General features: G+C 65.2%; 18 protein-coding genes. 13 read left to right on the top strand and 5 right to left on the bottom strand.

Features of this window, described 5'->3' with window-relative positions; translation table 11 throughout:
* Positions 1–97 precede the first annotated feature (97 nt).
* From K5H97_RS19845 to K5H97_RS19835, 3 genes are all read left to right on the top strand, one after another.
* The gene (locus K5H97_RS19845; protein ID WP_028692892.1) at positions 98–781 is read left to right on the top strand and encodes a response regulator; all 684 of its coding nucleotides are present in this window, start codon (positions 98–100) and stop codon (positions 779–781) included.
* Entirely contained in the window at positions 778–2,100 is a 1,323-nt protein-coding gene (locus K5H97_RS19840; protein ID WP_028692893.1) for an ATP-binding protein, read from the top strand. The genes K5H97_RS19845 and K5H97_RS19840 overlap by 4 nt, the downstream gene beginning before the upstream one ends.
* Before the next feature lie 227 nt (positions 2,101–2,327).
* Positions 2,328–3,728, top strand: a complete 1,401-nt coding sequence (locus K5H97_RS19835; protein ID WP_028692894.1) for an aspartate aminotransferase family protein — start codon at positions 2,328–2,330, stop codon at positions 3,726–3,728.
* Positions 3,729–3,807: 79 nt separating this feature from the next.
* Here the strand turns inward: K5H97_RS19835 and K5H97_RS19830 are convergent, their stop codons facing one another.
* Positions 3,808–4,740: a siderophore-interacting protein gene (locus tag K5H97_RS19830; RefSeq protein ID WP_036986832.1), complete on the bottom strand. Its 933-nt coding sequence runs from the start codon at positions 4,738–4,740 to the stop codon at positions 3,808–3,810.
* A 135-nt stretch (positions 4,741–4,875) separates the two neighbouring features.
* On the opposite strand from K5H97_RS19830, the gene pvdP reads away from it, so the two are divergent.
* Entirely contained in the window at positions 4,876–6,498 is a 1,623-nt protein-coding gene (gene pvdP, locus K5H97_RS19825; protein ID WP_028692896.1) for a pyoverdine maturation tyrosinase PvdP, read from the top strand.
* A gap of 72 nt (positions 6,499–6,570) precedes the next feature.
* Here pvdP and K5H97_RS19820 read toward each other — a convergent pair whose 3' ends face one another.
* From K5H97_RS19820 to K5H97_RS19810, 3 genes are read right to left on the bottom strand one after another with little or no spacing between them, the layout of a single operon-like run.
* The gene (locus K5H97_RS19820) at positions 6,571–7,974 is read right to left on the bottom strand and encodes an efflux transporter outer membrane subunit (protein ID WP_028692897.1); all 1,404 of its coding nucleotides are present in this window, start codon (positions 7,972–7,974) and stop codon (positions 6,571–6,573) included.
* Between the two features lie 3 nt (positions 7,975–7,977).
* The gene (locus K5H97_RS19815; protein WP_028692898.1) at positions 7,978–9,939 is read right to left on the bottom strand and encodes a MacB family efflux pump subunit; all 1,962 of its coding nucleotides are present in this window, start codon (positions 9,937–9,939) and stop codon (positions 7,978–7,980) included.
* 1 nt (position 9,940) lies between these two features.
* A complete protein-coding gene (locus tag K5H97_RS19810; protein WP_028692899.1) occupies positions 9,941–11,119 on the bottom strand; it encodes an efflux RND transporter periplasmic adaptor subunit in 1,179 nt (392 codons plus the stop codon).
* 212 nt (positions 11,120–11,331) lie between these two features.
* On the opposite strand from K5H97_RS19810, the gene K5H97_RS19805 reads away from it, so the two are divergent.
* The 4 genes from K5H97_RS19805 (at position 11,332) to K5H97_RS19790 (ending at position 14,469) form a co-directional block, all read left to right on the top strand.
* Positions 11,332–11,808 (top strand): sigma-70 family RNA polymerase sigma factor, encoded by a 477-nt coding sequence (locus K5H97_RS19805; RefSeq protein ID WP_028692900.1) that lies wholly within the window; start codon positions 11,332–11,334, stop codon positions 11,806–11,808.
* Positions 11,809–11,978: 170 nt separating this feature from the next.
* Positions 11,979–12,464: a hypothetical protein gene (locus K5H97_RS19800; protein ID WP_028692901.1), complete on the top strand. Its 486-nt coding sequence runs from the start codon at positions 11,979–11,981 to the stop codon at positions 12,462–12,464.
* 53 nt (positions 12,465–12,517) lie between these two features.
* Positions 12,518–13,843, top strand: coding sequence for an MFS transporter (locus K5H97_RS19795; protein ID WP_028692902.1), 1,326 nt, complete (start codon positions 12,518–12,520; stop codon positions 13,841–13,843).
* Positions 13,844–14,025: 182 nt separating this feature from the next.
* On the top strand, positions 14,026–14,469 hold the full coding sequence (locus tag K5H97_RS19790; protein ID WP_028692903.1) for a hypothetical protein: 444 nt from the start codon (positions 14,026–14,028) through the stop codon (positions 14,467–14,469).
* 156 nt (positions 14,470–14,625) lie between these two features.
* Here the strand turns inward: K5H97_RS19790 and K5H97_RS19785 are convergent, their stop codons facing one another.
* On the bottom strand, positions 14,626–16,290 hold the full coding sequence (locus K5H97_RS19785) for an electron transfer flavoprotein-ubiquinone oxidoreductase (RefSeq protein ID WP_028692904.1): 1,665 nt from the start codon (positions 16,288–16,290) through the stop codon (positions 14,626–14,628).
* 542 nt (positions 16,291–16,832) lie between these two features.
* On the opposite strand from K5H97_RS19785, the gene K5H97_RS19780 reads away from it, so the two are divergent.
* From K5H97_RS19780 to K5H97_RS19760, 5 genes are all read left to right on the top strand, one after another.
* Positions 16,833–17,582 carry an electron transfer flavoprotein subunit beta/FixA family protein gene (locus tag K5H97_RS19780; protein ID WP_028692905.1) on the top strand — a complete coding sequence of 250 codons (750 nt, stop codon included), beginning with the start codon at positions 16,833–16,835 and terminating at the stop codon, positions 17,580–17,582.
* Complete coding sequence (locus K5H97_RS19775; RefSeq protein ID WP_028692906.1) at positions 17,583–18,512, top strand: electron transfer flavoprotein subunit alpha/FixB family protein; 930 nt, start codon at positions 17,583–17,585, stop codon at positions 18,510–18,512.
* Between the two features lie 86 nt (positions 18,513–18,598).
* Positions 18,599–19,420: a substrate-binding periplasmic protein gene (locus K5H97_RS19770; RefSeq protein ID WP_028692907.1), complete on the top strand. Its 822-nt coding sequence runs from the start codon at positions 18,599–18,601 to the stop codon at positions 19,418–19,420.
* 9 nt (positions 19,421–19,429) lie between these two features.
* Positions 19,430–19,783: a DUF4398 domain-containing protein gene (locus K5H97_RS19765; protein ID WP_028692908.1), complete on the top strand. Its 354-nt coding sequence runs from the start codon at positions 19,430–19,432 to the stop codon at positions 19,781–19,783.
* Positions 19,780–20,589 (top strand): OmpA family protein, encoded by an 810-nt coding sequence (locus K5H97_RS19760; protein WP_028692909.1) that lies wholly within the window; start codon positions 19,780–19,782, stop codon positions 20,587–20,589. The genes K5H97_RS19765 and K5H97_RS19760 overlap by 4 nt, the downstream gene beginning before the upstream one ends.
* The last annotated feature ends 345 nt before the right edge of the window (positions 20,590–20,934 follow it).

Genomic DNA, 20,934 nt, shown 5'->3' with positions numbered 1-20,934 from the left:
GATGCTATCAGCCCGACGAAGTCCTCCAAATCCGTTCATAATCCCCCCTTAATCGCCACCCTGTGCAATGCCAGCTTCCCCACCCAGGAGACCCCATATGCACGTTCTGCTCTGCGAGGACGATGACCTGATCGCCAGCGGCATCTGCGCCGGCCTCTCGGCCCAGGGCCTGACCGTGGACCGGGTGGCCAGCGCCTCGCAGGCCCGGCAGATGCTCGGAACCGCGAAGTTTGATGTGATGATCCTCGACCTGGGCCTGCCCGACGAGGACGGCCTCAAGCTGTTGCGCCGCCTGCGCCAGCAGGGCGAGACCCTGCCAGTGCTGGTGCTCACCGCCCGCGACGCGGTCACCGACCGGGTCGACGGCCTGCAGGCCGGCGCCGACGACTACCTGCTCAAGCCCTTCGACCTGCGCGAACTGGCCGCTCGCCTGCATACCCTGCTGCGCCGCGTCGCCGGGCGGGCGGTGAACGTCATCGAGCACGGCCCGCTGCGCTACGACCCCAGCAGTTGCGCGGCGACCCTGGGCGGCCAGGCGGTGGACCTGTCGCGCCGCGAGCAGGCGCTGCTGCAGGCATTGCTGCAGAACCCGGGGCGCGTGCTGTCCAGCGAGCAACTCAAGGACTGCGTCTACGGTTTTAGCGACGAGGTCGAAAGCAACGCGCTGAACGTGCATATCCACCACCTGCGGCGCAAACTGGGCAACAGCATCGTCGAGACCGTACGCGGCCTTGGCTACCGTCTGGGGCCGGCCCAGGCGCCGGAGGAGCGTGTGTCATGAGCCTGCGGGTTCGCCTTTCACTGATTCTCGGCAGTGTGTTCATCGTCATCTGGGCGCTGGCGGCGGCCTGGATGCTGCGCGACCTGCGCCAGCAGATGATGTTTTCCCTCGACCAGCGGCTAGTCGCGTCGGCGCGCATGGTCGCGGGGCTGATCGATCAGTTGCCGCAACCGTTGACTGCCAAGGGCCAGGATGCGCATTTTTCCGCCGACCAGTTCAGCGTGCCGGACGGCATGGCCTGTCAGGTGAGCTCGCTGCGCGGCGAGATCCTCGCCAGCAACCACAAGCACGACGGCGCCATGGACGACGAGCGCAGCGGCTTCCGTGACCAGACCATCGATGGCGCCTCCTGGCGTACCTTCACCTACAACCATGGCGATGTGCGCATCACCACCGCCGACCGCCACCAGGAGCGCGAGGCGCTGAACCAGTCAATCCTGCTGGCGGCCTCGGCGCCTGTGCTGATGGCCTTGCTGGGCAGCCTGGGGCTATTGTGGATCGGCCTGGGCAAGGGGCTGGCGCCGCTCAATCGCATGCGTGATGCCTTGCGCAGGCGCCGCGCCGACAGCGTCGAGCCGTTGCAGGTGGCCGGCCTGCCCAGCGAGCTGCAACCGCTGCTCGATACCCAGAACCAGCTGTTCCTGCGCATTGCCCAGACCATCGAGCGCGAACGCCGTCTGACTGACGACGCCGCCCATGAGCTGCGCAGCCCGCTGACCGCCATCAAGACCCATCTGCAGGTGGCGCGCATGACCGACGGTGCCATGCGTGAGCAGGCGTTGGAGCATGCCGAGCAGGGTACCGATCGCATGCACCGCACGCTGGAGCAACTGCTGATGCTGGCGCGGGTCGAGGGCAGCCTGTCGTTCGACGATGGCGTGCAGTGCAGCGCCGAGCAGGTTGCCCGACAGGCCATCGAGGACGCTGGTGGCGGCGACAACCGGCGCATTCACCTGCGCCTGCCCGAGGCGGCGGCCAAGGTCTACCTGAGCATGCCGGCGCCGTTGGCGGTGGCGGCGCTGCGCAACTTGCTGGACAACGCCCTGCGCCATGGCGGCGACGCCGCCGTGGAGCTGGAGGTACAGGCGCAGGACGGGCAGGTGGACTTCCTGGTGCGCGATCATGGGCCGGGGATTGCCCAGGAAGATCTCGAACACCTGACCGAACGTTTCTGGCGCAACGGCCAGAGCGGAGGTTGCGGGCTGGGGCTGGCGATCGTCCAGGCCATCGTCCAGCGCTGCGCTGGCAGCCTGCGGTTCGACAGCCGGGCCGATGGTTTGCGGGTGAGCCTGCAGGTGCCGGCGCGTTCAGGAAGTTGAGTTCGGCGCTGTACCCATCGTGGGGCAAGCCCGCTCCCAAGCAGCTTGGTCATGAGCCCGTGGGAGCGGGCTTGCTCCGCGACAAAGGCCGCACATCTACGACAAATCCCATGACAACCGCTAAATCCGCACCTCGCTGAAGCGTTTTTCAAGCGATAAGAACCCGACACACATCCGGTTACAGGGCGCGTGGCGGGCACATTCGCTTGCTTGCGAGGGTTTTTCCGATGTCGACCGCTTCCAGTCTTGCCCAGGTACTGCCGGCCACTGCGCCGCGTGCCCTGTACGAATTCGAGGATTCGCCCTTGCTGCTGCGCCAGCAGCAGCAGGAATCCAACGCCCGCAGCTACCCCCGGCGCATCCCCCTGGCGCTCAAGCGCGCCCGTGGCCTGTACGTCGAGGACGTCGAGGGCCGCCAGTTCATCGATTGCCTCGCAGGTGCCGGCACCCTGGCCCTGGGCCACAACCATCCGGTGGTGATCGACGCGATCCAGCGTGTGCTGGCCGACGAACTGCCGCTGCACACCCTGGACCTGACCACGCCGGTCAAGGATCAGTTCGTCCAGGACCTGTTCGCCCTGCTGCCCGAGGGCCTGCGCCGGGAAGCGAAGATCCAGTTCTGCGGCCCGACCGGTACCGATGCGGTCGAGGCTGCGCTCAAGCTGGTGCGCACGGTCACCGGGCGCAGCACCGTGCTGGCTTTCCAGGGGGCCTACCATGGCATGACCCAGGGCGCGCTGAGCCTGATGGGCAGCCTGGGGCCGAAAAAGCCGCTCGGCGCGTTGCTGAACAATGGCGTGCAGTTCCTGCCTTATCCCTATGACTACCGCTGCCCGTTCGGCCTCGGCGGCGAGGCGGGCGTGCGCGCCAACCTGCACTACCTGGAAAACCTGCTGTGCGATCCGGAGGCCGGCGTTGCGCTGCCGGCGGCAGTGATCGTTGAGGTTGTGCAGGGCGAGGGGGGGGTGATCCCCGCCGATATCGAGTGGTTGCGCGGGTTGCGCCGGATCACCGAGCAGGCCGGGGTGGCGTTGATCGTCGACGAGATCCAGAGCGGTTTCGCCCGTACCGGCAAGATGTTCGCCTTCGAGCACGCCGGCATCGTGCCCGACGTGGTCACCCTGTCCAAGGCTATTGGCGGCAGCCTGCCGTTGGCCGTGATGGTCTATCGCGACTGGCTCGACCAGTGGTCGCCGGGTGCCCATGCCGGTACCTTCCGTGGTAACCAGATGGCCATGGCCGCGGGCTCGGCGGTGATGAAGTACCTGGTGGAGCACCGCCTGTGCGAGCACGCCGAGGCCATGGGCCAGCGTCTGCGCGGGCACCTGCAACGGTTGCAGCAGGACTATCCGCAGCTTGGCGATATCCGTGGCCGTGGCCTGATGCTGGGCGTGGAACTGGTGGATCCGGCGGGCAAGCGCGACGTCCAAGGCCATCCGCCGGCCTGCCGCAAGCTGGCGCCGAAGGTGCAGCGCGAATGCCTGCGCCGTGGCCTGATCCTCGAGCTGGGCGGCCGCCATGGTGCGGTGGTGCGCTTCCTGCCGCCGCTGATCATCAGTGCCGAGCAGATCGACGAGGTGGCGGCAAGGTTTGCCGAGGCCGTCGCGGCGGCGGTATCAGCTGGCTGAGTGTTCGAATCCAGGCGAAATTCCCTGCAGGAGATCGCCCTGGCCGAAGGGCTGGGTGATCTCCTGCAGGATGCAGGTATTAGTCGAAGGTGCGCCCGGCGCGCCAGTAGCCCATCAGCGTCAGGCTCTCCCTTGGCAGTCCGCGCTCCTTGATCAGGTGCCGGCGGATATCCATGACGGTCCCCGACTCCCCGGCGATCCAGGCATGGAAGTCGCCGTGCTCGCCGCTGGCCTGTTCCCACAGGATGCGCTCGTCGATATCCACGTCTTCCAGCTCGACCGTCGATGCGCCGCGCACCGCCGGCAGGCTGGCCAGTTCGCGCACGGCGTGCTGCATGCCCTGGCCATGTTCGCTGCGCAGCAGGTCACGCGGCAGCCAGTGCAGGCGGGTGGCCGGGCTGTGGCGCAGGTCGAGGCAGTCGGCTTCCAGCGGCACTTCGATAAAGGCCTCCACCTGCAGTTCCGGCGTGTTCGTGGCCAACTGCTCGAGGATGCCGGCGATGGCCGGCAGGGCAGTTTCGTCACCGATCAGCAAGATACGCCGGACACTGTGCGGCGGCTTCCACTCGTAGCCGCCGGGGTCGTCGGCATAGGCCAGGTTGGGTGCGACCATCTGCAGGCGGTCACCCGGACGGGCATGGGTGGCCCAGGCCGAGGCCGGGCCATTGACGCCATGCAGGACAAAGTCCACCTCTACCTCCAGGGCGTCGCGGCGCAGGGCGCGGATGGTGTAGGTGCGCATCGGTGGCATGTCCTGCGCCGCCAGCTCGCGCCGCGCCTGTTGCCATTGCGCGTGCTTGGGCAGGCTTGGCGGTGCTCCTGTGGGCGTCGGAAACAGCAGCTTGACGCGCTGGTCGGGGGCCAGGGTGGTCATCTGCGCCACGTCCTCGCCAGTGAAGACAAAGCGGCTCAGTGACGGGCTCAAGGGTTCAACGGTCTTCAGATCAATGTCGAAGACCCGGTAGGGCGTGGCCTTGACCGATTCGGTCAGGCGATCGTGCAGGGAGGTCATGGGTATGCCTCTGTCAGCGGGAGATAACCAACAGACGAGCGCGCCGGGTGGTTAATTAGACGGCTAAATTTTCCCGGCCTATCTACGTCCTAGCTTGGATAGAAGTCGCGGCACGCGAAGACGGATTGAGGCGCAATGACAATTTCCCGACGAGGATTCATCGCTGGCCTGGCAGCGGCGGGCGCCACAGGCACGGCGGCCTATTACGCGCACCAGCAGCTGACCCACGACCCTGAAGACGATATCGTCACGCCCGGCGAGGCCAGCGTCGAACTGGCCGACTATGCCGGGCAGGTCCTGGCCGACCGGCTGCGCGGTGTGTGGGAGATCCGCTTCGACGGTGCAGAACGAGGACTTGACGGGCTGCCTCGACAGGGCGTCGAGATGTTCCTCGACGTCGCCACCAAGGGGCGTGGCCTGCGCGGATTCGTCGATACCGGCGAGGGTCTTCGCGGTGCTGCCGAGCCGGCCTATCGTGTGCTCGGTGACCTGGTCGGTGCCAGCAGCACCGAGGTGCGTTGGCGGCTGGTCAACCAGCACGGCGGGCCGGGTTATGAATGCGTGGCGAGTCTCGACGAGGTTTGGGCCGAGTTCGCCAATGCCGGTAGCGGCACGTTGAGTGGCCGCGTACAACGCCTGGATAGACCGCTGACCCTGCCGGTGCCCGACAGCCGTTTCGTCGCGGTCAAGCGTCTGTTCCCCGAGGCCCGCGAGCGTCTGCCCTATACCCCCGAAATGCGCGAGTGGGTGGTCGGCGCTGAGCATCGCCTGTTCCACCAGCTTTGGCATGCCACCCGAGACCAGTGGCACAAGTTGCCGCAGACCAAGCAGAACGCACTGCGTGGCCTGGGCTGGCAACCTGGGCCGCGCGACCGTGAGCGTGATGCCCGCGGCCCGCGCAAGCACCGCAATGGTTCGGGTATCGATTTCCTGTTCATGCACCGGCACATGCTGATGTATGCCCGCACACTGCAGGACCTGCCTTCCTGGCAACGCTTTCCGCTACCGCAACCCAGCGTAGAATTCGATCGAGCAGGTTTCGCCCGCTACTTCGACAACCACGACGGCTACTGCGTGCCGCCAGGCTGGCAGGCGCCGGGCGACGACGCCTATGGCCAGTGGGTGGGAGCGATCAAGGCCGGCGAGACCTACTGCAGCAACTTCCAGGTGTGGGAGTCGCAGTACCAGGATCCGGTGTACCTGTCGAAACTGACCCTGGGCGCCTTCGGCTCGGAACTGGAGATGAACCTGCACGATTGGCTGCACATGTGCTGGGCGTCGGTGCCGCGCGATCCCAACAATGGCGCGCCGGTGCCGTTCGCCCGCGACCAGGCGGACTTCGCCGCGCGCTGGTTCGAACCTGAGAACGACTTCCTCGGTGATCCGTTTTCCTCTCATGTGCATCCGGTCTTCTGGGGGTTCCACGGCTGGATCGACGATCGCATCGATGACTGGTTCCGTGCCCATGAGCGCCATCACCCCGGTCAGGTACGTCGCCTCGAAGTCAACGGCGTGCCCTGGTTCGCTCCCGGGCGCTGGGTGGAGGTCGATGATCCCTGGCTGGGTCCGGATACCCATGGCTGCAGCACGCAGCCGGGCATGCGCCCGGGCAAGTCGGTGGAGATGGACGTGGAGACCATGAAGTTGGCCCTGCGCATCACCTTCGGTGACGAGGACAAGCTCGACAACCTGCTGCGCAAGGTGCCGCAACGGCCCTGGTATGCGCGACACCTTTCGTTGAAGAACATCGTTTCCTGAGGCTCCGTGCGAAAGCGCCAGACCAGACAATGAAGTTCTCTGGCCTGGCGCTTTTGCGGGACAAGCCTGCTCCTACAGCGTCTGCGGCGCCTGCCAGCCTCCGCCCAGTGCCTTGTACAACGCCACGCTTCCCCGTAACTGCTCCAGGCGCAGCTGCGCTTGCTGGTCCTGGGCCAGGTACAGCGTGCGCTGGGTCTCGAGTACGGTGAGCAGGGTCTCGGCACCGGCGGTGTAGCGTTGCTGGGCCAAATCAAAGGCGATACGCGCCTGTTCCACTTCCTGGTCCTGCCAGCGGCGCTGGCGCTCCACGCCGGCGATGGCGTTCAGGGCTTTCTCCACATCCGAGAACCCGGCCAGGATGCTGGCGCGGTACAGCTCCAGCAACTCCTGCTGTTCGGCACGGGCCGCGTCCCGGGCGGCACTCAGCCGACCGTTGTTGAAGATCGGCGCGGTGAGCCCGGCGGTGAGGGTGTAGTAGGGGCTGTCGAAGATATTGGGCACGGTCCGGGCGCCACTGCCCAGGTCCGCGCCCAGTATCAGACGCGGCAGCATCGCCGCCCGAGCTACCTGGATATTGGCGCTAGCCGCCGCCAGGCGTGCCTCGGCGGCGGCGATGTCCGGGCGGCGGCCGAGCAGTTCGCTGGGCACGCCGCTGCCGATGGCTGGCCACTGCACGTTGCCGATGGTTTCGTCGGTGGCGGGCAGCGCCTGCACAGGATCGCCCAGCAAGGTGGCAAGGACGATGCGGTTGTCCTGACGGCGTTGTTCGAGCAGTGGTAACTGGCGCTCCTGGGCGGCCACCAGGCTGCGCTGCTGGGCCAGTTCCAGGCGGGTGGCCGAGCCCGAGCGTTCACGGGCTTCGACCAGGCCCAGCACGTCGCGGGCGTTGCTCAGGTTGAGGCGGGCGATGCGCAGTTGCTCGTCGAGAGCCAGGCCTCGCAGATAGCTGTCGGCCACGGCGCTGACCAGGGTCAGCTCCACGGTCTGGCGATCGAAGCGGCTGGCGTCGAGGCTGCGCAGGGCGCTGTCACGGGTGGCGCGCAGACCGCCCCAGAAGTCGATCTCGTAGCTGGCGCTCAGGCGGGTTCCGAACGAGGTACTGGTGCGTTCGTTGCTGCTGGCGTCGAGTTGGTCGTTGCCCTCGCCGCGCAGCAAGCGCTGGCGGCTGCCGTTCAGGCCCAACTGCACCTCGGGCAGCAATGGCGCGCCGGCGATCACGGCGCTGGCCTGGGCCTTGCGCACCCGCGCCGCGGCGGCGGCCAGGTCGTGGCTGTTGAGGCGGGCGCGTTCGACCAGCCGGTCCAGCTCGGTGCTGGCGAAGGCGCGCCACCACTGGCTGTCAGGCAGGGGCTGGGCTGTGGCCGGCCCCTGCCAGGCGGGTGGCGTGTCGATGTTCGCCGCCGGTGGCGGCGGGCTGCTGCAGGCGGCCAGGCAAAGGCTCAGGGTCAACAGGCTGGTACGGCTGGGAATCGTCATGAACTATTCGCTGGTAAGGGCCTTGACCGGGTCGAGGCGGGCGGCCTTGCGGGCCGGCATGAAACCGAAGACCACGCCGGTGATCACGGCGCAGGCGAAGGCGCCGAGGATGGCGGGCAGGGCGAAGGCCACGGCGATGTCGGCCAGCAACAGGCCGCCGCCGATGGCCAGGGCCAGGACGATGCCGGTCACGCCGCCGACCATCGACAGCATCACCGCTTCGGTGAGGAACTGGCGCAGGATGTCGCGCTGGCGCGCGCCGGTGGCCATGCGGATACCGATTTCGCGGGTGCGCTCGCGCACCGTCATGAGCATGATGTTCATCACGCCGATGCCGCCGACCAGCAGCGAGATCGCGGCGATCGCCCCAAGCATCAGCGACAGGCTGTTCTGGGTGCGGGCCTCGGCCTGGATCAGCGCGGCATCGTTGGTCAGGACGAAGTCGTGCTTGCCCTGGTGGCGCTGCAGCATCAGGCGCTCGATCGCCTGCTCGGTTTCCTTGACCCGGCCGGAATCCAGGGCGGCGATGGTGACGTATTCCGGATCGCGGCTGCCGAACAGGCGGATGGAGGCGGCGGAGTAGGGCACCACCACGCGCTCGTCGCTGTCCTCGCTGCCGGAGCTGGCGCCTTTGCCCTGGAGCACGCCGATCACCTGGAACGGCACGTTGCCGATCAGCAGGTACTGGCCGAGCGGATTGCTCCCTGCGCCAAACATCTTCTCGCGCACCTTCTGTCCGACCACGGCCACGGCGGCGGCGTTGGCTTCGTCGGCCTCGCTGTAGAAGCTGCCCTCGACCACCGGCCAGTTGAAAATCTCGGGAAATCCGGTGTTGTTGCCGCCGACATAGAACTGCTCGCCCTTGTTGCCGTGGCGCACCATGAGCTTGTCGCCGATCACCGGCATGACGCGCTTGACCTGCGGCAGTTCGCCGATGGCGTCGACATCATCGAGGGTGACGATACCGGTCAGTTCCTCGGAGGAGTGCTTGCCGTTGAGGTAGAGGATGTTCGAGCCGAAGGCGGCCATCTGCGCCATGACCTGGCGCTTGCTGCCTTCGCCGACCGCCAGCATGACCACCACCGAGGCCACCCCGATGATGATGCCGAGCAGGGTCAGGGCGGTGCGGAAGCGGTTGATCCACATCACCCGCCAGGCGGCCTGCAGGGACTCTGCCAGTTCGCCTTTCCAGGCGCCGCGCTGGGTGGCGCCGAAGTCCAGGCGTTGGCGCAGGTCGTCGGCTTGCACCTGTCGGGGCGGGGCATCGGCCGATGACGGGGTGGCCGAGTCACCGACCACCTCGCCGTCGCGCACCTCGATGATCCGCTGGGCGCGGGCCGCGACCTCGCGATCATGGGTGATGAGGATGATCACATGGCCCTGGCTGGCCAGCTCGTCGAGCAGGGTCATCACCTCGGCGCCACTGTGGCTGTCGAGGGCGCCGGTGGGTTCGTCGGCGAGGATGATATGCCCGCCGTTCATCAGCGCTCGGGCAATCGACACCCGCTGTTGCTGGCCGCCGGACAACTGGTGCGGACGGTTGCCGGTGCGGCTGGCCAGCCCCAGGCGTTCGAGCAGGGCGCGGGCGCGGGCATGGCGTTCGGCGGGCGGGGTGCCGGCGTAGATGGCCGGCATCTCGACGTTCTCCTGGGCCGAGCCCGAGGGGATCAGGTGGTAACCCTGGAACACGAAGCCAAAGGCTTCGCGGCGCAGCCAGGCCAGCTCGTCGCTGTCCAGTTCGGCCACGTCCCGGCCTGCGAAGCGGTAGCTGCCCGAGGTGGGGCGGTCGAGGCAGCCGAGGATGTTCATCAGGGTCGACTTGCCGGAGCCCGAGGCGCCGACGATGGCGACGAACTCGCCGGGGTGGATGCTCAGGCTGATGCCGCGCAGCACCTCGACCCTGGGCGAATCGACACCGCCATAGACCTTGCGGATGTCGCACAGCTGGATCAGGGGCGTGGCCATCTCAACCCCCACTGGCGGCAGGAAGGCCGATGACCAGGCGCTCGCCTTCGTTCAAACCCTCAAGGATCTGCACCCGCAGGCGGTCGCTCAAGCCGGTGCGCACCTGGCGCGCCTCGACCTGGCCCTTGCCGTTCAGCACCTGGGCCAGGCGCAAGCCCTCTTCGGGGGTCTCGTCCAGCGCGGCCAATGGCACGCTGAGCACCTGGCTGGCCTGGCCGGCGACGAAGAACACCTGGGTGGTCATCTCCGCCATCAGGGCGCCGTCGGGGTTATCCACGTCCAGCAGCACGGTGTATTGGACCACCTTGGTGCCCGTGGTGCCAGCCGTGGTGCTGGCCGGGCTGCCCCCGCCCTGGCTGGATTGGTCCAGGGGCTTGGGCGGTACCGGCAGGATCTGCCGCACGGTGCTGGTCCAGCGCCGCTTGCCGCCGGCCAGGGTATTGAAGTAGGCGGTCATGCCCGGCTTGACCTTGCCGATGTCGGCTTCGGATACCTGGGCCCACACGGTCATTGGCGAGAGCTTGGCGATGCGCAGGATCAGCGGTGTCTGCTGCTGGGCGTTGAGGGTCTGGCCCTCGCGGGCGTCCACCGCCACCACGGTGCCGCTCATGGGCGCGTAGATCCGCGTGTAGCCCAGCTCCGCCTCGTCGCTGCGCAGGCTGGCCTGGGCCTGGCGGATCTGCGCCTGGTACATGTCGATGCGCGCCTGGGTGACCTTCAGTTGCGCCGCTGCCGTTTGCAGGTCTTCCTGGCGGCTGGCGCCGGCCGCAGCCAGATCCTGCTGGCGTTTGTACTGCTGCTGGGCGAGCAGGTACTGCGCCCGCTGTTCGGCGAGCTGGGCCTTGAGGTTTTCGATCGAGTAGCGCCCGGCATCGAGCTTGGCCTGCTGCGTGGACGGGTCGATCTCCACCAGCAGTTGGCCCTGGCGCACTTCGTCACCGGGTTCCACATGCAGCTTGCGGATCTGCCCCGAGGCCTGGGCGCCCACGTCGACATAGCGGCGCGGCTGCAGGGTGCCCAAGGCGGTGACGCTGCTTTCGATGTCGGCGCGGATCACCGGCACGGTGCTGACCGGTGCGCCGCCGAGCGGCAGGACCTGCCAGGCCACCAGGCTGCCGAGACCGGCCAGGCCCAGGGCGCCGATCAGCACGCTGCGGCGGGTATTGAATGTGCGTGTCATGCGGGCTTCCAGCCGGAGGTAGTGGCCGAGTGCCGCGATGGGGCGTGCGCTCGGGGGTCCCAGTTAAACGAATGATATCGATGACGATTTAGCGCAGAGAAGGGGGCTGCGTGTTGCTGCGAATAATTATAATTTGTAAGATCGCACGCTGATATCATCCAGACCTCTTCCTTGGCTCGCAACGCTGGGGCAGGGTGACGCCAGGTGCCGTCGTGGAACATTACTATCGCGAATTGGTGAGCTTCCTGTCCGCCCGACTCGGTAATCGCCAGTCGGCCGAAGACGTCGCCCACGATGCCTACATCCGGGTGTTGGAGCGCACGGAGGGCGAGCATATCGAGCACCCGCGCGCCTACCTCTATCGTACGGCCATGAATCTTGTGGTCGATCATCACCGTCGACATCTGGTGCGTCAGGCCGAGCCGCTGGAGGTTCTGGACAACGATGAGCGCTGGCATACTCCGGCGTTGACCCAGAGCATGCAGCTCGACCAGCGCCTGGCGCTGATGCGCCAGGCGCTGGATGAATTGAGTGGGCCTTGCCGCGACAGCTTCCTGCTGCGCAAGCTCGATGGCCTGTCGCACCAGCAGATCGCCGAGCGCCTGGGTATTTCTCGCAGCCTGGTGGAAAAGCACATCGTCAATGCCATGAAGCATTGCCGTGTGCGCATGCGCCAGTGGGAGTCCTGAGCGAGCCGCCTGCGGATGTGAAAATTCCGTGAGTGGGCGACTTGATTTCTCCCGGGATCACGACAACTATCAATAAAGACCCCCGTTCAGGCATTGCGCCCGACGTTGCCGTTGCCGGCGCAGTATGGTCATGGAGCTACCGTTACCACCCAACTGCCCAGGTCCGGACGATGCCTAACAAATCCATGCGCATCCTCATCGCCGACGAGCACCCCGGCCAGCGCCTGCAGCTGGAGAAAATGCTCAATGGGCTGGGTTATTACCGGATCGCCCCGGTGGAGAGTTTCGACGACCTGCAGCGCCTGGTGCATAGCGCACTGGAACCCTTCAACCTGTTGGTGGGTAACATAGAGCTGGCCAGTCATGCTGGGGTAGACCTGGCGCGCTTCTGCAGGGTCAGTTCGCAGATCCAGCACGCACTGCTGTACCACTCGTCACACCTGAAAGTGCCCGCCGTACCGCCGAGCGATCGCCACGCCGTCAGCATCAGCCTGCCCCAGGCGCCCGACAGCGAGGCGCTGGAGTCGTTCATGGCGATCATCGACATGCCGGTGCTGGTTGGGCAACTGCCCTTGCCGCCGGGGTTGGCGGGGGCGTCCAGTTATGCCCGGCGGCGTACCAACCTTGCGCAGACCGTGTTTTGCCGCAATCCCTGAGCGATCAGTGAATTTGCTATCCTCTGGCCTTTTGCCTCGTTGCGGAAGCTGCCATGACTGCCATCGATACCACCCGCCCGCCACGGTTCAGCCGTAGCGATCACCGGACCCTGGGACTGGCCGCGCTGGGTGGCGCCCTGGAAATCTACGATTTCATCATTTTCGTGTTCTTCGCGCTGACCCTCAGCCAGCTGTTCTTCCCGCCTGAGATGCCGGAGTGGCTGCGCCTGCTGCAGAGCTTCGGGATCTTCGTCACCGGCTACCTGGCCAGGCCGCTGGGTGGCATCCTCATGGCCCATTTCGCCGACCACCTGGGGCGCAAGCGGGTGTTCAGCCTGAGTATCCTGATGATGGCGCTGCCGTGCCTGCTGATCGGGGTGATGCCGACCTACGCCGACATCGGCTACGCCGCGCCGCTGATCCTGCTGGCCTTGCGCATCTTGCAGGGGGCGGCGGTCGGCGGCGAGGTGCCCAGCGCCTGGACCTTCGTCGCCGAACATGCGCCACCTGGGCGTCGCGGCTATGCGCTGGGCTTCCTGCAGGCCGGGCTGACCTTCGGCTACCTGCTCGGGGCGCTGACCGCGACCCTGCTGGCGCAATTGTTCACGCCCCAGGAGATCCTCGACTACGCCTGGCGCTATCCCTTCCTGCTTGGCGGCGTGTTTGGCGTGATCGGTGTCTGGCTGCGTCGTTGGCTGAGTGAAACCCCGGTGTTCCTGGCCCTGCGGGCGCAGCAGGAGCAGCCGGTGGCCTTCCCCCTGCGACGGGTGCTGGGCACTCACCGACGGGCCTTGATTCCAGCCGCGCTGCTGACCTGTGTGCTGACCTCGGCGGTGGTGGTACTGGTAGTGATCACCCCGACCGTGATGCAGCAACGGTTCGGCATGACAGCCGGGCACACCTTCGCCCTGAGCAGCGTGGGCATCGTCTTCCTCAATATCGGCTGCGTGTTGGCGGGGTTGCTGGTGGACCGTATCGGCGCCTGGCGGGCGCTGATGTTCTACTGCCTGCTGCTGCCTTTGGGCATTGGCACCTTGTACGCCAGCCTGGTGGGGCAGTGGGGGCAGACCTGGGCGGCCTATGCCTTGGCTGGCCTGTCCTGTGGCGTGGTGGGGGTGGTGCCGTCGGTGATGGTTGGGCTGTTCCCGGCCGAGATCCGGGTGTCGGGCATCTCCTTCACCTACAACGTCGCGTACGCCCTGTGGGCCAGCACCACGCCGTTGGCGCTGATCGCCTTGATGCCCTGGAGCCCATGGGTGTGCGTCGGCTTTTGTCTGGTCATGGGCATGGTCGGATTGCTGACGGCGCTCTACTTCAGACGCCGTGAGCCGTTGGGGTTTGCGGCGCAGCCGATGCCGCTCATGTGTGGTGACAAATGAAGCGGTAAAGGCTGCAGGGCAGTGAGGCAGACTTCCGGGCCAGGCAATCAACAGGTCCTACAGGCAGGGTAGGGATTTTGAGCGTCTGCAGCTCTGCTCCCCTACTGCGCCTTCGCGATTGTGCACGTAATTTCGACTGATCGTTGATGGACCATTCGTTCATACAGTCAGGAGAAATATGCATGTCCAGTTTCAGCATCACTTGGATGACGCGGGCCCAGCTGCCTGCGTTTCCGCCACAGATGAGCTTTTCGGCTGCCAATCCCGCCAGCACGAAACCGGATGATCAAGCCAGAACGCCGGTGATCCGCTGGGGCCGCAGCCTGGCCTGCGTGCTGGAGTCCCGCCTGCACCCTGATCAGGCCTGGATGGTGGTCTACGGTGATGGCAAGCAACTGACCGGCGTGCACCTGCTGCATGACTTTCGCCACATCAGCCGTATCCAGTTGACCGCCAGCAGCCATGCCGTGCTCTTGACTGACAGTGCGCAACGCCAGCAGACGGTCGATTTCTCCCTATTGAAAACACTGGATGGCAGGAGTGGCGATCAGGCTCCGGGGCATGGCCTACCCAGTGAGATTTCGTTCATGCTCACCCATGGTCAGGACTTCCTGGCAGTGGACTAGAAGGCTAATCTGGCTATGACCTCCGATCTGACAGTCCTATAAACGGACGACCGGTCAATGGCACTTCAGGGCAGGTCTTGTGCTCGAGATCAGCGACCATGAAAAAGCCCCCTGGCCGCACGGCCAGGGGGCTTTTGCTTACCGCAAGGGCAGGGCTTACATGTTCGGGTAGTTCGGCCCGCCAGCGCCTTCAGGGGAGACCCAGGTGATGTTCTGGGCCGGGTCCTTGATGTCGCAGGTCTTGCAGTGCACGCAGTTCTGCGCGTTGATCTGGAAACGCTTGTTGCCGTCTTCCTGGGTGACCACTTCGTACACGCCGGCCGGGCAGTAGCGCTGTGCCGGCTCGTCGTACAGTGGCAGGTTGCTGGCGATCGGGATATTCGGATCGGTCAGCTTCAGGTGGCAGGGTTGCTCCTCTTCATGGTTGGTGCTGGAGAGGAATACCGAGCTGAGCTTGTCGAAGCTGAGCTTGCCGTCCGGTTTCGGGTAGTCGATCTTTTTCGAGTCGGCGGCGAGCTTGAGGCAGGCGTAGTCCGGCTTGGTGTCATGCAGGGTGAACGGCAGCTTGCCGCCGAACCAGTTCTGGTCGATGTAGTTGAACGCGCCACCGAGCAACGGGCCGAACTTGTGCAGGGCCGGGCCGAAGTTGCGGCTGGCGAACAGCTCTTCATACAGCCAGCTGGCCTTGAAGGCGCTGACATAGCCGTTGAGCTGGTCGCCGCCTTCGCTGCCGGCGATCAATGCGTCAGCCACCGCCTCGGCGGCGAGCATGCCGGATTTCATCGCGGTGTGGCTGCCCTTGATCTTGGAGAAGTTCAGGGTGCCCAGATCGCAGCCGATCAGTGCGCCGCCATTGAAGACCATCTTCGGCAGCGAGTTCAGGCCGCCTTTGCAGATGGCGCGGGCGCCGTAGCTGATGCGCTTGCCGCCTTCGAGGTACTGGGCCATCACCGGGTGGTGCTTGAGGCGCTGGAACTCGTCGAACGGCGACAGGTACGGGTTGGAGTAGGACAGGTCGACGATCAGGCCGACCACCACCTGGTTGTTCTCCAGGTGATAAAGGAAGGAGCCACCGGTGTTCTCGGCGCTCATCACGTCCAGCGGCCAGCCGGCGGTGTGCACCACCAAGCCCTGCTCATGCTTGGCCGGGTCGATTTCCCAGATTTCCTTGAGGCCGATGCCGTAGTGCTGGGCGTCGGATTCGTTGTCCAGGTCGAAGCGCTTGATCAGCTGCTTGCCGATATGGCCACGGCAGCCCTCGGCGAACAGGGTGTACTTGGCGCGCAGTTCCATGCCCGGCGTGTACAGGCCGTCCTTCGGCTGGCCTTCACGGTCGACACCCAGGTCGCCGGTGACGATGCCGCGGACCACGCCGTTCTCATCGAACAGCGCTTCCTGGGCGGCGAAGCCCGGGTAGATCTCGACGCCCAGGTTCTCGGCCTGCTGGGCCAGCCAGCGGCACAGGTTGCCCAGGGAGATGATGTAGTTGCCCTGGTTGTGCATGGTCTTGGGCACGAACAGGTCGGGAACCTTGGTCGAGCTGTCGGCACTTTTCAGCACATAGATGTCGTCGCGCTTCACTTCGGTGTTCAGCGGCGCGCCGAGGTCTTTCCAGTCGGGGAACAGTTCGTTCAGGGCGCGCGGCTCGAACACCGCGCCGGAGAGGATGTGGGCGCCGACTTCGGAGCCTTTCTCGACCACGCAGACGCTGATCTCGCTACCGGCTTCGGCGGCCTTCTGCTTCAGGCGGCAGGCGGCGGACAGACCCGCCGGGCCTGCGCCGACGATGACCACGTCGAATTCCATGTATTCGCGTTCCACAGGTTCTCTCCTACTCAAGGCTCATCGCGTTGCTTGTCTTTTATGGGTGTTCACGGTCACGTGCGGCGTGCAGAGGCTGTAGCTTCGCAGGTGATGGACTACACCGTTTTGTCTTGGCCGCGCATTATATCTACACCACTTGGCGGGTCCAATACAAACGTTTGTTTGAATTTGCCGAAGGCCCGTAGAATCGCAGGTGGGCGGCTGGAGGCTGGCCAATTTGCCGTATTGACCGGATTGGGTGTTACGGTCAAGATACGAGCGCTTTCGCGTTCGCCGTAGGCTGACCGTCGGGCGCAGGTGCACCCCTAAAGACCAGGCGTGGAGCAGGGTTTACGGGCCGAATCAGGTTTTGTAGTGGAGTCTACACGCCACGACAGAAAATGACCCGTGGGTTTTACCCGCAAGGGTCGAAACAGGACTGATCGGTCAATTGAGCTTTGTCGGCGTCGGAACGTTTTTAGAGGTGCCCTTGTACCCACGCGCATTCGCCGGGCAGTCCCCAGGCGATCTTCTTTTCACCGGAGAGTAACGAGGAATCCATGAAGGTTCTTGTAGCTGTCAAACGAGTGGTCGACTACAACGTCAAGGTTCGCGTCAAGGCGGACAACTCCGGCGTCGACCTTGCAAACGTCAAGATGTCCATGAACCCCTTCTGCGAAATCGCCGTGGAAGAAGCCGTCCGCCTGAAAGAGAAGGGCGTGGCGAGCGAAATCGTCGTCGTCTCCATCGGCCCGACCGCCGCACAGGAGCAACTGCGTACCGCCCTGGCCCTGGGCGCCGACCGCGCCATCCTGGTCGAGGCCGCTGACGAACTGAATTCCCTGGCCGTGGCCAAGGCGCTGAAAGCTGTTGTCGACAAGGAGCAGCCGCAACTGGTCATCCTCGGCAAGCAGGCCATTGATAGCGACAACAACCAGACCGGCCAGATGCTCGCCGCGCTGACCGGCTTCGCCCAGGGCACCTTCGCCTCCAAGGTCGAAGTCGCTGGCGACAAGGTCAATGTCACCCGTGAAATCGATGGCGGCCTGCAGACCGTCGCGCTGAACCTGCCTGCCATCGTCACCACCGACCTGCGCCTGAACGAGCCGCGCTACGCGTCGCTGCCGAACATCATGAAGGCCAAGAAGAAGCCGCTGGAGACCATCACTCCAGACGCGCTGGGCGTGTCCATCGCCTCCACCAACAAGACCCTCAAGGTCGAAGCGCCTGCCGCCCGCAGCGCTGGTATCAAGGTCAAGTCGGTGGCCGAACTGGTCGAGAAGCTGAAGAACGAAGCGAAGGTAATCTAAATGACTATCCTGGTTGTCGCTGAACACGAGAACGGTGCCGTAGCCCCGGCCACCCTGAACACTGTCGCCGCTGCCGCCAAGATCGGTGGTGATATCCACGTGCTGGTCGCCGGCCAGAACGTCGGTGGCGTCGCCGAGTCCGCCGCCAAGATCGCCGGCGTAGCCAAGGTGCTGGTTGCCGATAACGCCGCCTACGCCCACGCCCTGCCGGAAAACGTCGCGCCGCTGCTGGTCGAACTGGCCAAGGGTTACAGCCACGTGCTGGCCCCGGCCACCACCAATGGCAAGAACATCCTGCCGCGCGTTGCCGCGCTGCTGGACGTCGACCAGATCTCCGAGATCATCGCCGTTGAATCCGCCGACACTTTCAAGCGTCCGATCTATGCCGGTAACGCCATTGCCACCGTGCAATCGAGCGCTGCGGTCAAGGTCATCACCGTGCGTACCACCGGCTTCGACGCCGTGGCCGCCGAAGGTGGTTCGGCCGCTGTCGAAGCCGTCGCTGCCGCCCATGACGCCGGCAAGTCGGCCTTCGTTGGCGAAGAGCTGGCCAAGTCCGACCGTCCTGAACTGACCGCCGCCAAGATCGTCGTTTCCGGCGGACGCGGCATGGGCAACGGTGACAACTTCAAGCACCTGTACGCCCTGGCCGACAAGCTCGGCGCCGCTGTCGGCGCCTCGCGCGCGGCGGTTGACGCAGGCTTCGTGCCGAACGACATGCAGGTCGGCCAGACCGGCAAGATCGTCGCGCCGCAGCTGTACATCGCCGTCGGTATCTCCGGCGCGATCCAGCACCTGGCCGGCATGAAGGACTCGAAAGTGATCGTCGCGATCAACAAGGACGAAGAGGCGCCGATCTTCCAGGTCGCCGACTACGGCCTGGTCGCCGACCTGTTCGAAGCGGTTCCGGAGCTGGAAAAGCTGGTCTGATCCGCCTGCTTCACTTATAAAGAACCCGGCCCGCCCTTGGCGGTCCGGGTTTTTTCATGGTTTTTTCAGGGGCGGGGAGAGGTTGCATGGCGTTTCGCTGGAGCAAGGGAGGGCTGGCCTGCGTGCTGGCGCTGCTGTCGACGCAGGCCTTGGCGGTGGGCAAGTGCGAGCGCCTGGTCGCCACCGGCAGCCCGGATGCGCCGCCGTACTCCTGGCAGGACCCGCAGGACCCGAAACACCTGATTGGCGCCAATGTCGACCTGCTGCGCCAGGTGGCGGCCGAGCTTGGGGTGAAGATCGAGGTGCTGCACGCAGGCAAGCGCGAGCAGGCCCTGGAGGAAGTGCGTAGCGGGCGTATGGACCTGCTGCTCGACACGCCGATGCAGGTCACCCAGCTGACCAGCCTGGACTACATCCATCCGGCCTTGCAGCTCAACGAGTACCTGGTCTGGACCCGCCACGACGCCACATTGGTGTTCGAGGGCCCGGCAGACCTCGCCCAGTACCGTGGCGCGCTGTCCGAGAAGGCCCGCCTGACCCCGGCCTTCGATGCCTTCGCCAAGTCCCAGCTCAAGCTGGAGCCGGCGCAAAACCTGACGCAGGCCTTCCAGAAGCTGGTGCTCGGCCAGGTCGATTATGTATTGGCCGGGCGCTACGCGGGCATGGCCATGGCGCAGAGCCTGGGCGTGGGCAACGACCTCATCGCCCGGGGTTTGCCGGTGGACCGTCCGGGGCTGTACCTGGCGGTCTCGCACAACTCGGCGTGCAACGACAGCTGGTTGCGCGGACAACTGGCGAAAAAACTGACAGAATTGCCGGTCTCCGGGGCGAGCGAGGCTGTGCTGCAGCGCAATGTCGAGCGTTGGAAGGCGCAGATGCAGGCGTCGCAGGGTGCCCCCAAACAGTAGGAAGCGTGAGTGAGAATCCAACCCTTGATGCTCGCCCTGGCCGTGCTTGGCCTGGCCGGCTGTGCCAACGACCCGGCACCCAATGAACAGCTGCGCCTGTCGGAACAGGCGTTGGAGCAGGCCAAGGCGGTCGGCGCCAATGAGCAGGTACCGGAGTTCAAGTTGGCCGAAGACAAGCTGGCCCGGGCCAAGAGCAACATGCTCGGCGAAAGCCATCGCGATGCGCGCATGCGCGCCGAGCAGGCCGAGCTCGATGCGCGCCTGGCCGAGGCGCGGGTGCTGAACCAGAAGAGCGAGGAGCAGCTGCAGGTGATGCAGTCACGGATCAAGCGCCTGCGCAAGCAACTGGAGGCGCAGCCATGAAGCGCCTCAAGCCCATGGCGGCCTTGGCCTTGCTGGCCCTGGTCGGTTTGCAGGGTTGTGCCAGCCAGCGCAGCGAGTCGGCGTTGGACGACGCCAGTGCCGCGTTCCAGAAGGTCAAGGACGATTCCGATGTGCTGCGCAGCGCACCTCGCGATGTGATCCGCGCCGGCGAGTCGTTGGCGCGCGCGGAGCGTCTGGCTGGCTATGTCGGCACCGGCAGCGATGTGCGTCATTACGCCTACCTGAGCCAGCGCTACAGCGAGATTGCCAGCGAGCACGCCAAACTGGCGTTGAACCAGGAGCGTCTGGCCAAGCTTGATCTGGAGCGCCAGCGCCTGCAGTTGGCGCTGCGCGAGGCCAAGTTGGCCAGCGTCCAGCAGCAGGGCAAGTTCGTCGAGGCGCAGATTGTCGCGCTGGCGTCGGAGCAGACGGATCGTGGCCTGGTGATGACTCTGGGTGACGTGCTGTTCGATACCGGCCAGGCCGACCTGAAGAATTCTGCCAGCCGTACTGTACTGAAGCTGGTGCAGTTCCTTCAGCTCAATCCACGGCGGGTGGTGCGGATCGAGGGATACACCGATAGCACTGGCGCTGCGGAAGAGAACCTCAAGCTGTCCCGTGATCGCGCCCAGTCGGTCGCCGATATGCTGGTCGATCTGGGGGTAGATGAGAAGCGTATTCAGGTCGAGGGTTATGGCGACCAGTATCCGGTGGAGGCTAATGCCTCGGAGCGGGGCAGGGCGCAGAATCGTCGGGTCGAGATCGTCTTCTCCGATGACAAGGGCAAACTCGCGCCAGCGCGTTAAAGTCTGTTTTGATTTCGTGCAAGCCCGTTCCTACAAGAAGTTATACATGACTTGTAGAAGCGGGTTTGCACGTAATAGGGTCAAGCTCGTTTCTTTATTGCCAATCGGCTAACTACCACTTCGCACTTCTTGATCTTGATCTTGATCTTGATCTTGCTGTTGCTTCTAAGTGCGCAATAGTTCAGGCGCCACCAATTGCGACCTTAGGAGGTACGGGCGGCGCCTGGGCTGACGCAGCTGTCGCTAGCGGGCTATGGCGCTAGACTCTTGATCGGCAACGGCAACGGCAACGGCAACGGCAACGGCAACGGTAACGGCAACGGCAACGGCAACGGCAATGGCAAC

The organism is Pseudomonas mosselii, assembly GCF_019823065.1.
GTDB lineage: Bacteria > Pseudomonadota > Gammaproteobacteria > Pseudomonadales > Pseudomonadaceae > Aquipseudomonas > Aquipseudomonas mosselii.
The sequence above is the reverse complement of the archived record's forward strand: the minus strand, read 5'-3'. Positions and strand labels throughout refer to the sequence as shown.

Bases quoted from the DNA above. Each gene is read 5' to 3' on its own strand.
- K5H97_RS19820 (WP_028692897.1), bottom strand. From the start codon at position 7,974: ATGACGATTCCCAGCCGTACCAGCCTGTTGACCCTGAGCCTTTGCCTG.
- K5H97_RS19800 (WP_028692901.1), top strand. From the start codon at position 11,979: ATGCCTAACAAATCCATGCGCATCCTCATCGCCGACGAGCACCCCGGC.
- K5H97_RS19815 (WP_028692898.1), bottom strand. From the start codon at position 9,939: ATGGCCACGCCCCTGATCCAGCTGTGCGACATCCGCAAGGTCTATGGC.
- K5H97_RS19770 (WP_028692907.1), top strand. From the start codon at position 18,599: ATGGCGTTTCGCTGGAGCAAGGGAGGGCTGGCCTGCGTGCTGGCGCTG.
- K5H97_RS19790 (WP_028692903.1), top strand. From the start codon at position 14,026: ATGTCCAGTTTCAGCATCACTTGGATGACGCGGGCCCAGCTGCCTGCG.
- K5H97_RS19830 (WP_036986832.1), bottom strand. From the start codon at position 4,740: ATGACCTCCCTGCACGATCGCCTGACCGAATCGGTCAAGGCCACGCCC.
- K5H97_RS19795 (WP_028692902.1), top strand. From the start codon at position 12,518: ATGACTGCCATCGATACCACCCGCCCGCCACGGTTCAGCCGTAGCGAT.
- pvdP (WP_028692896.1), top strand. From the start codon at position 4,876: ATGACAATTTCCCGACGAGGATTCATCGCTGGCCTGGCAGCGGCGGGC.
- K5H97_RS19845 (WP_028692892.1), top strand. From the start codon at position 98: ATGCACGTTCTGCTCTGCGAGGACGATGACCTGATCGCCAGCGGCATC.
- K5H97_RS19760 (WP_028692909.1), top strand. From the start codon at position 19,780: ATGAAGCGCCTCAAGCCCATGGCGGCCTTGGCCTTGCTGGCCCTGGTC.
- K5H97_RS19835 (WP_028692894.1), top strand. From the start codon at position 2,328: ATGTCGACCGCTTCCAGTCTTGCCCAGGTACTGCCGGCCACTGCGCCG.
- K5H97_RS19780 (WP_028692905.1), top strand. From the start codon at position 16,833: ATGAAGGTTCTTGTAGCTGTCAAACGAGTGGTCGACTACAACGTCAAG.
- K5H97_RS19840 (WP_028692893.1), top strand. From the start codon at position 778: ATGAGCCTGCGGGTTCGCCTTTCACTGATTCTCGGCAGTGTGTTCATC.
- K5H97_RS19810 (WP_028692899.1), bottom strand. From the start codon at position 11,119: ATGACACGCACATTCAATACCCGCCGCAGCGTGCTGATCGGCGCCCTG.
- K5H97_RS19775 (WP_028692906.1), top strand. From the start codon at position 17,583: ATGACTATCCTGGTTGTCGCTGAACACGAGAACGGTGCCGTAGCCCCG.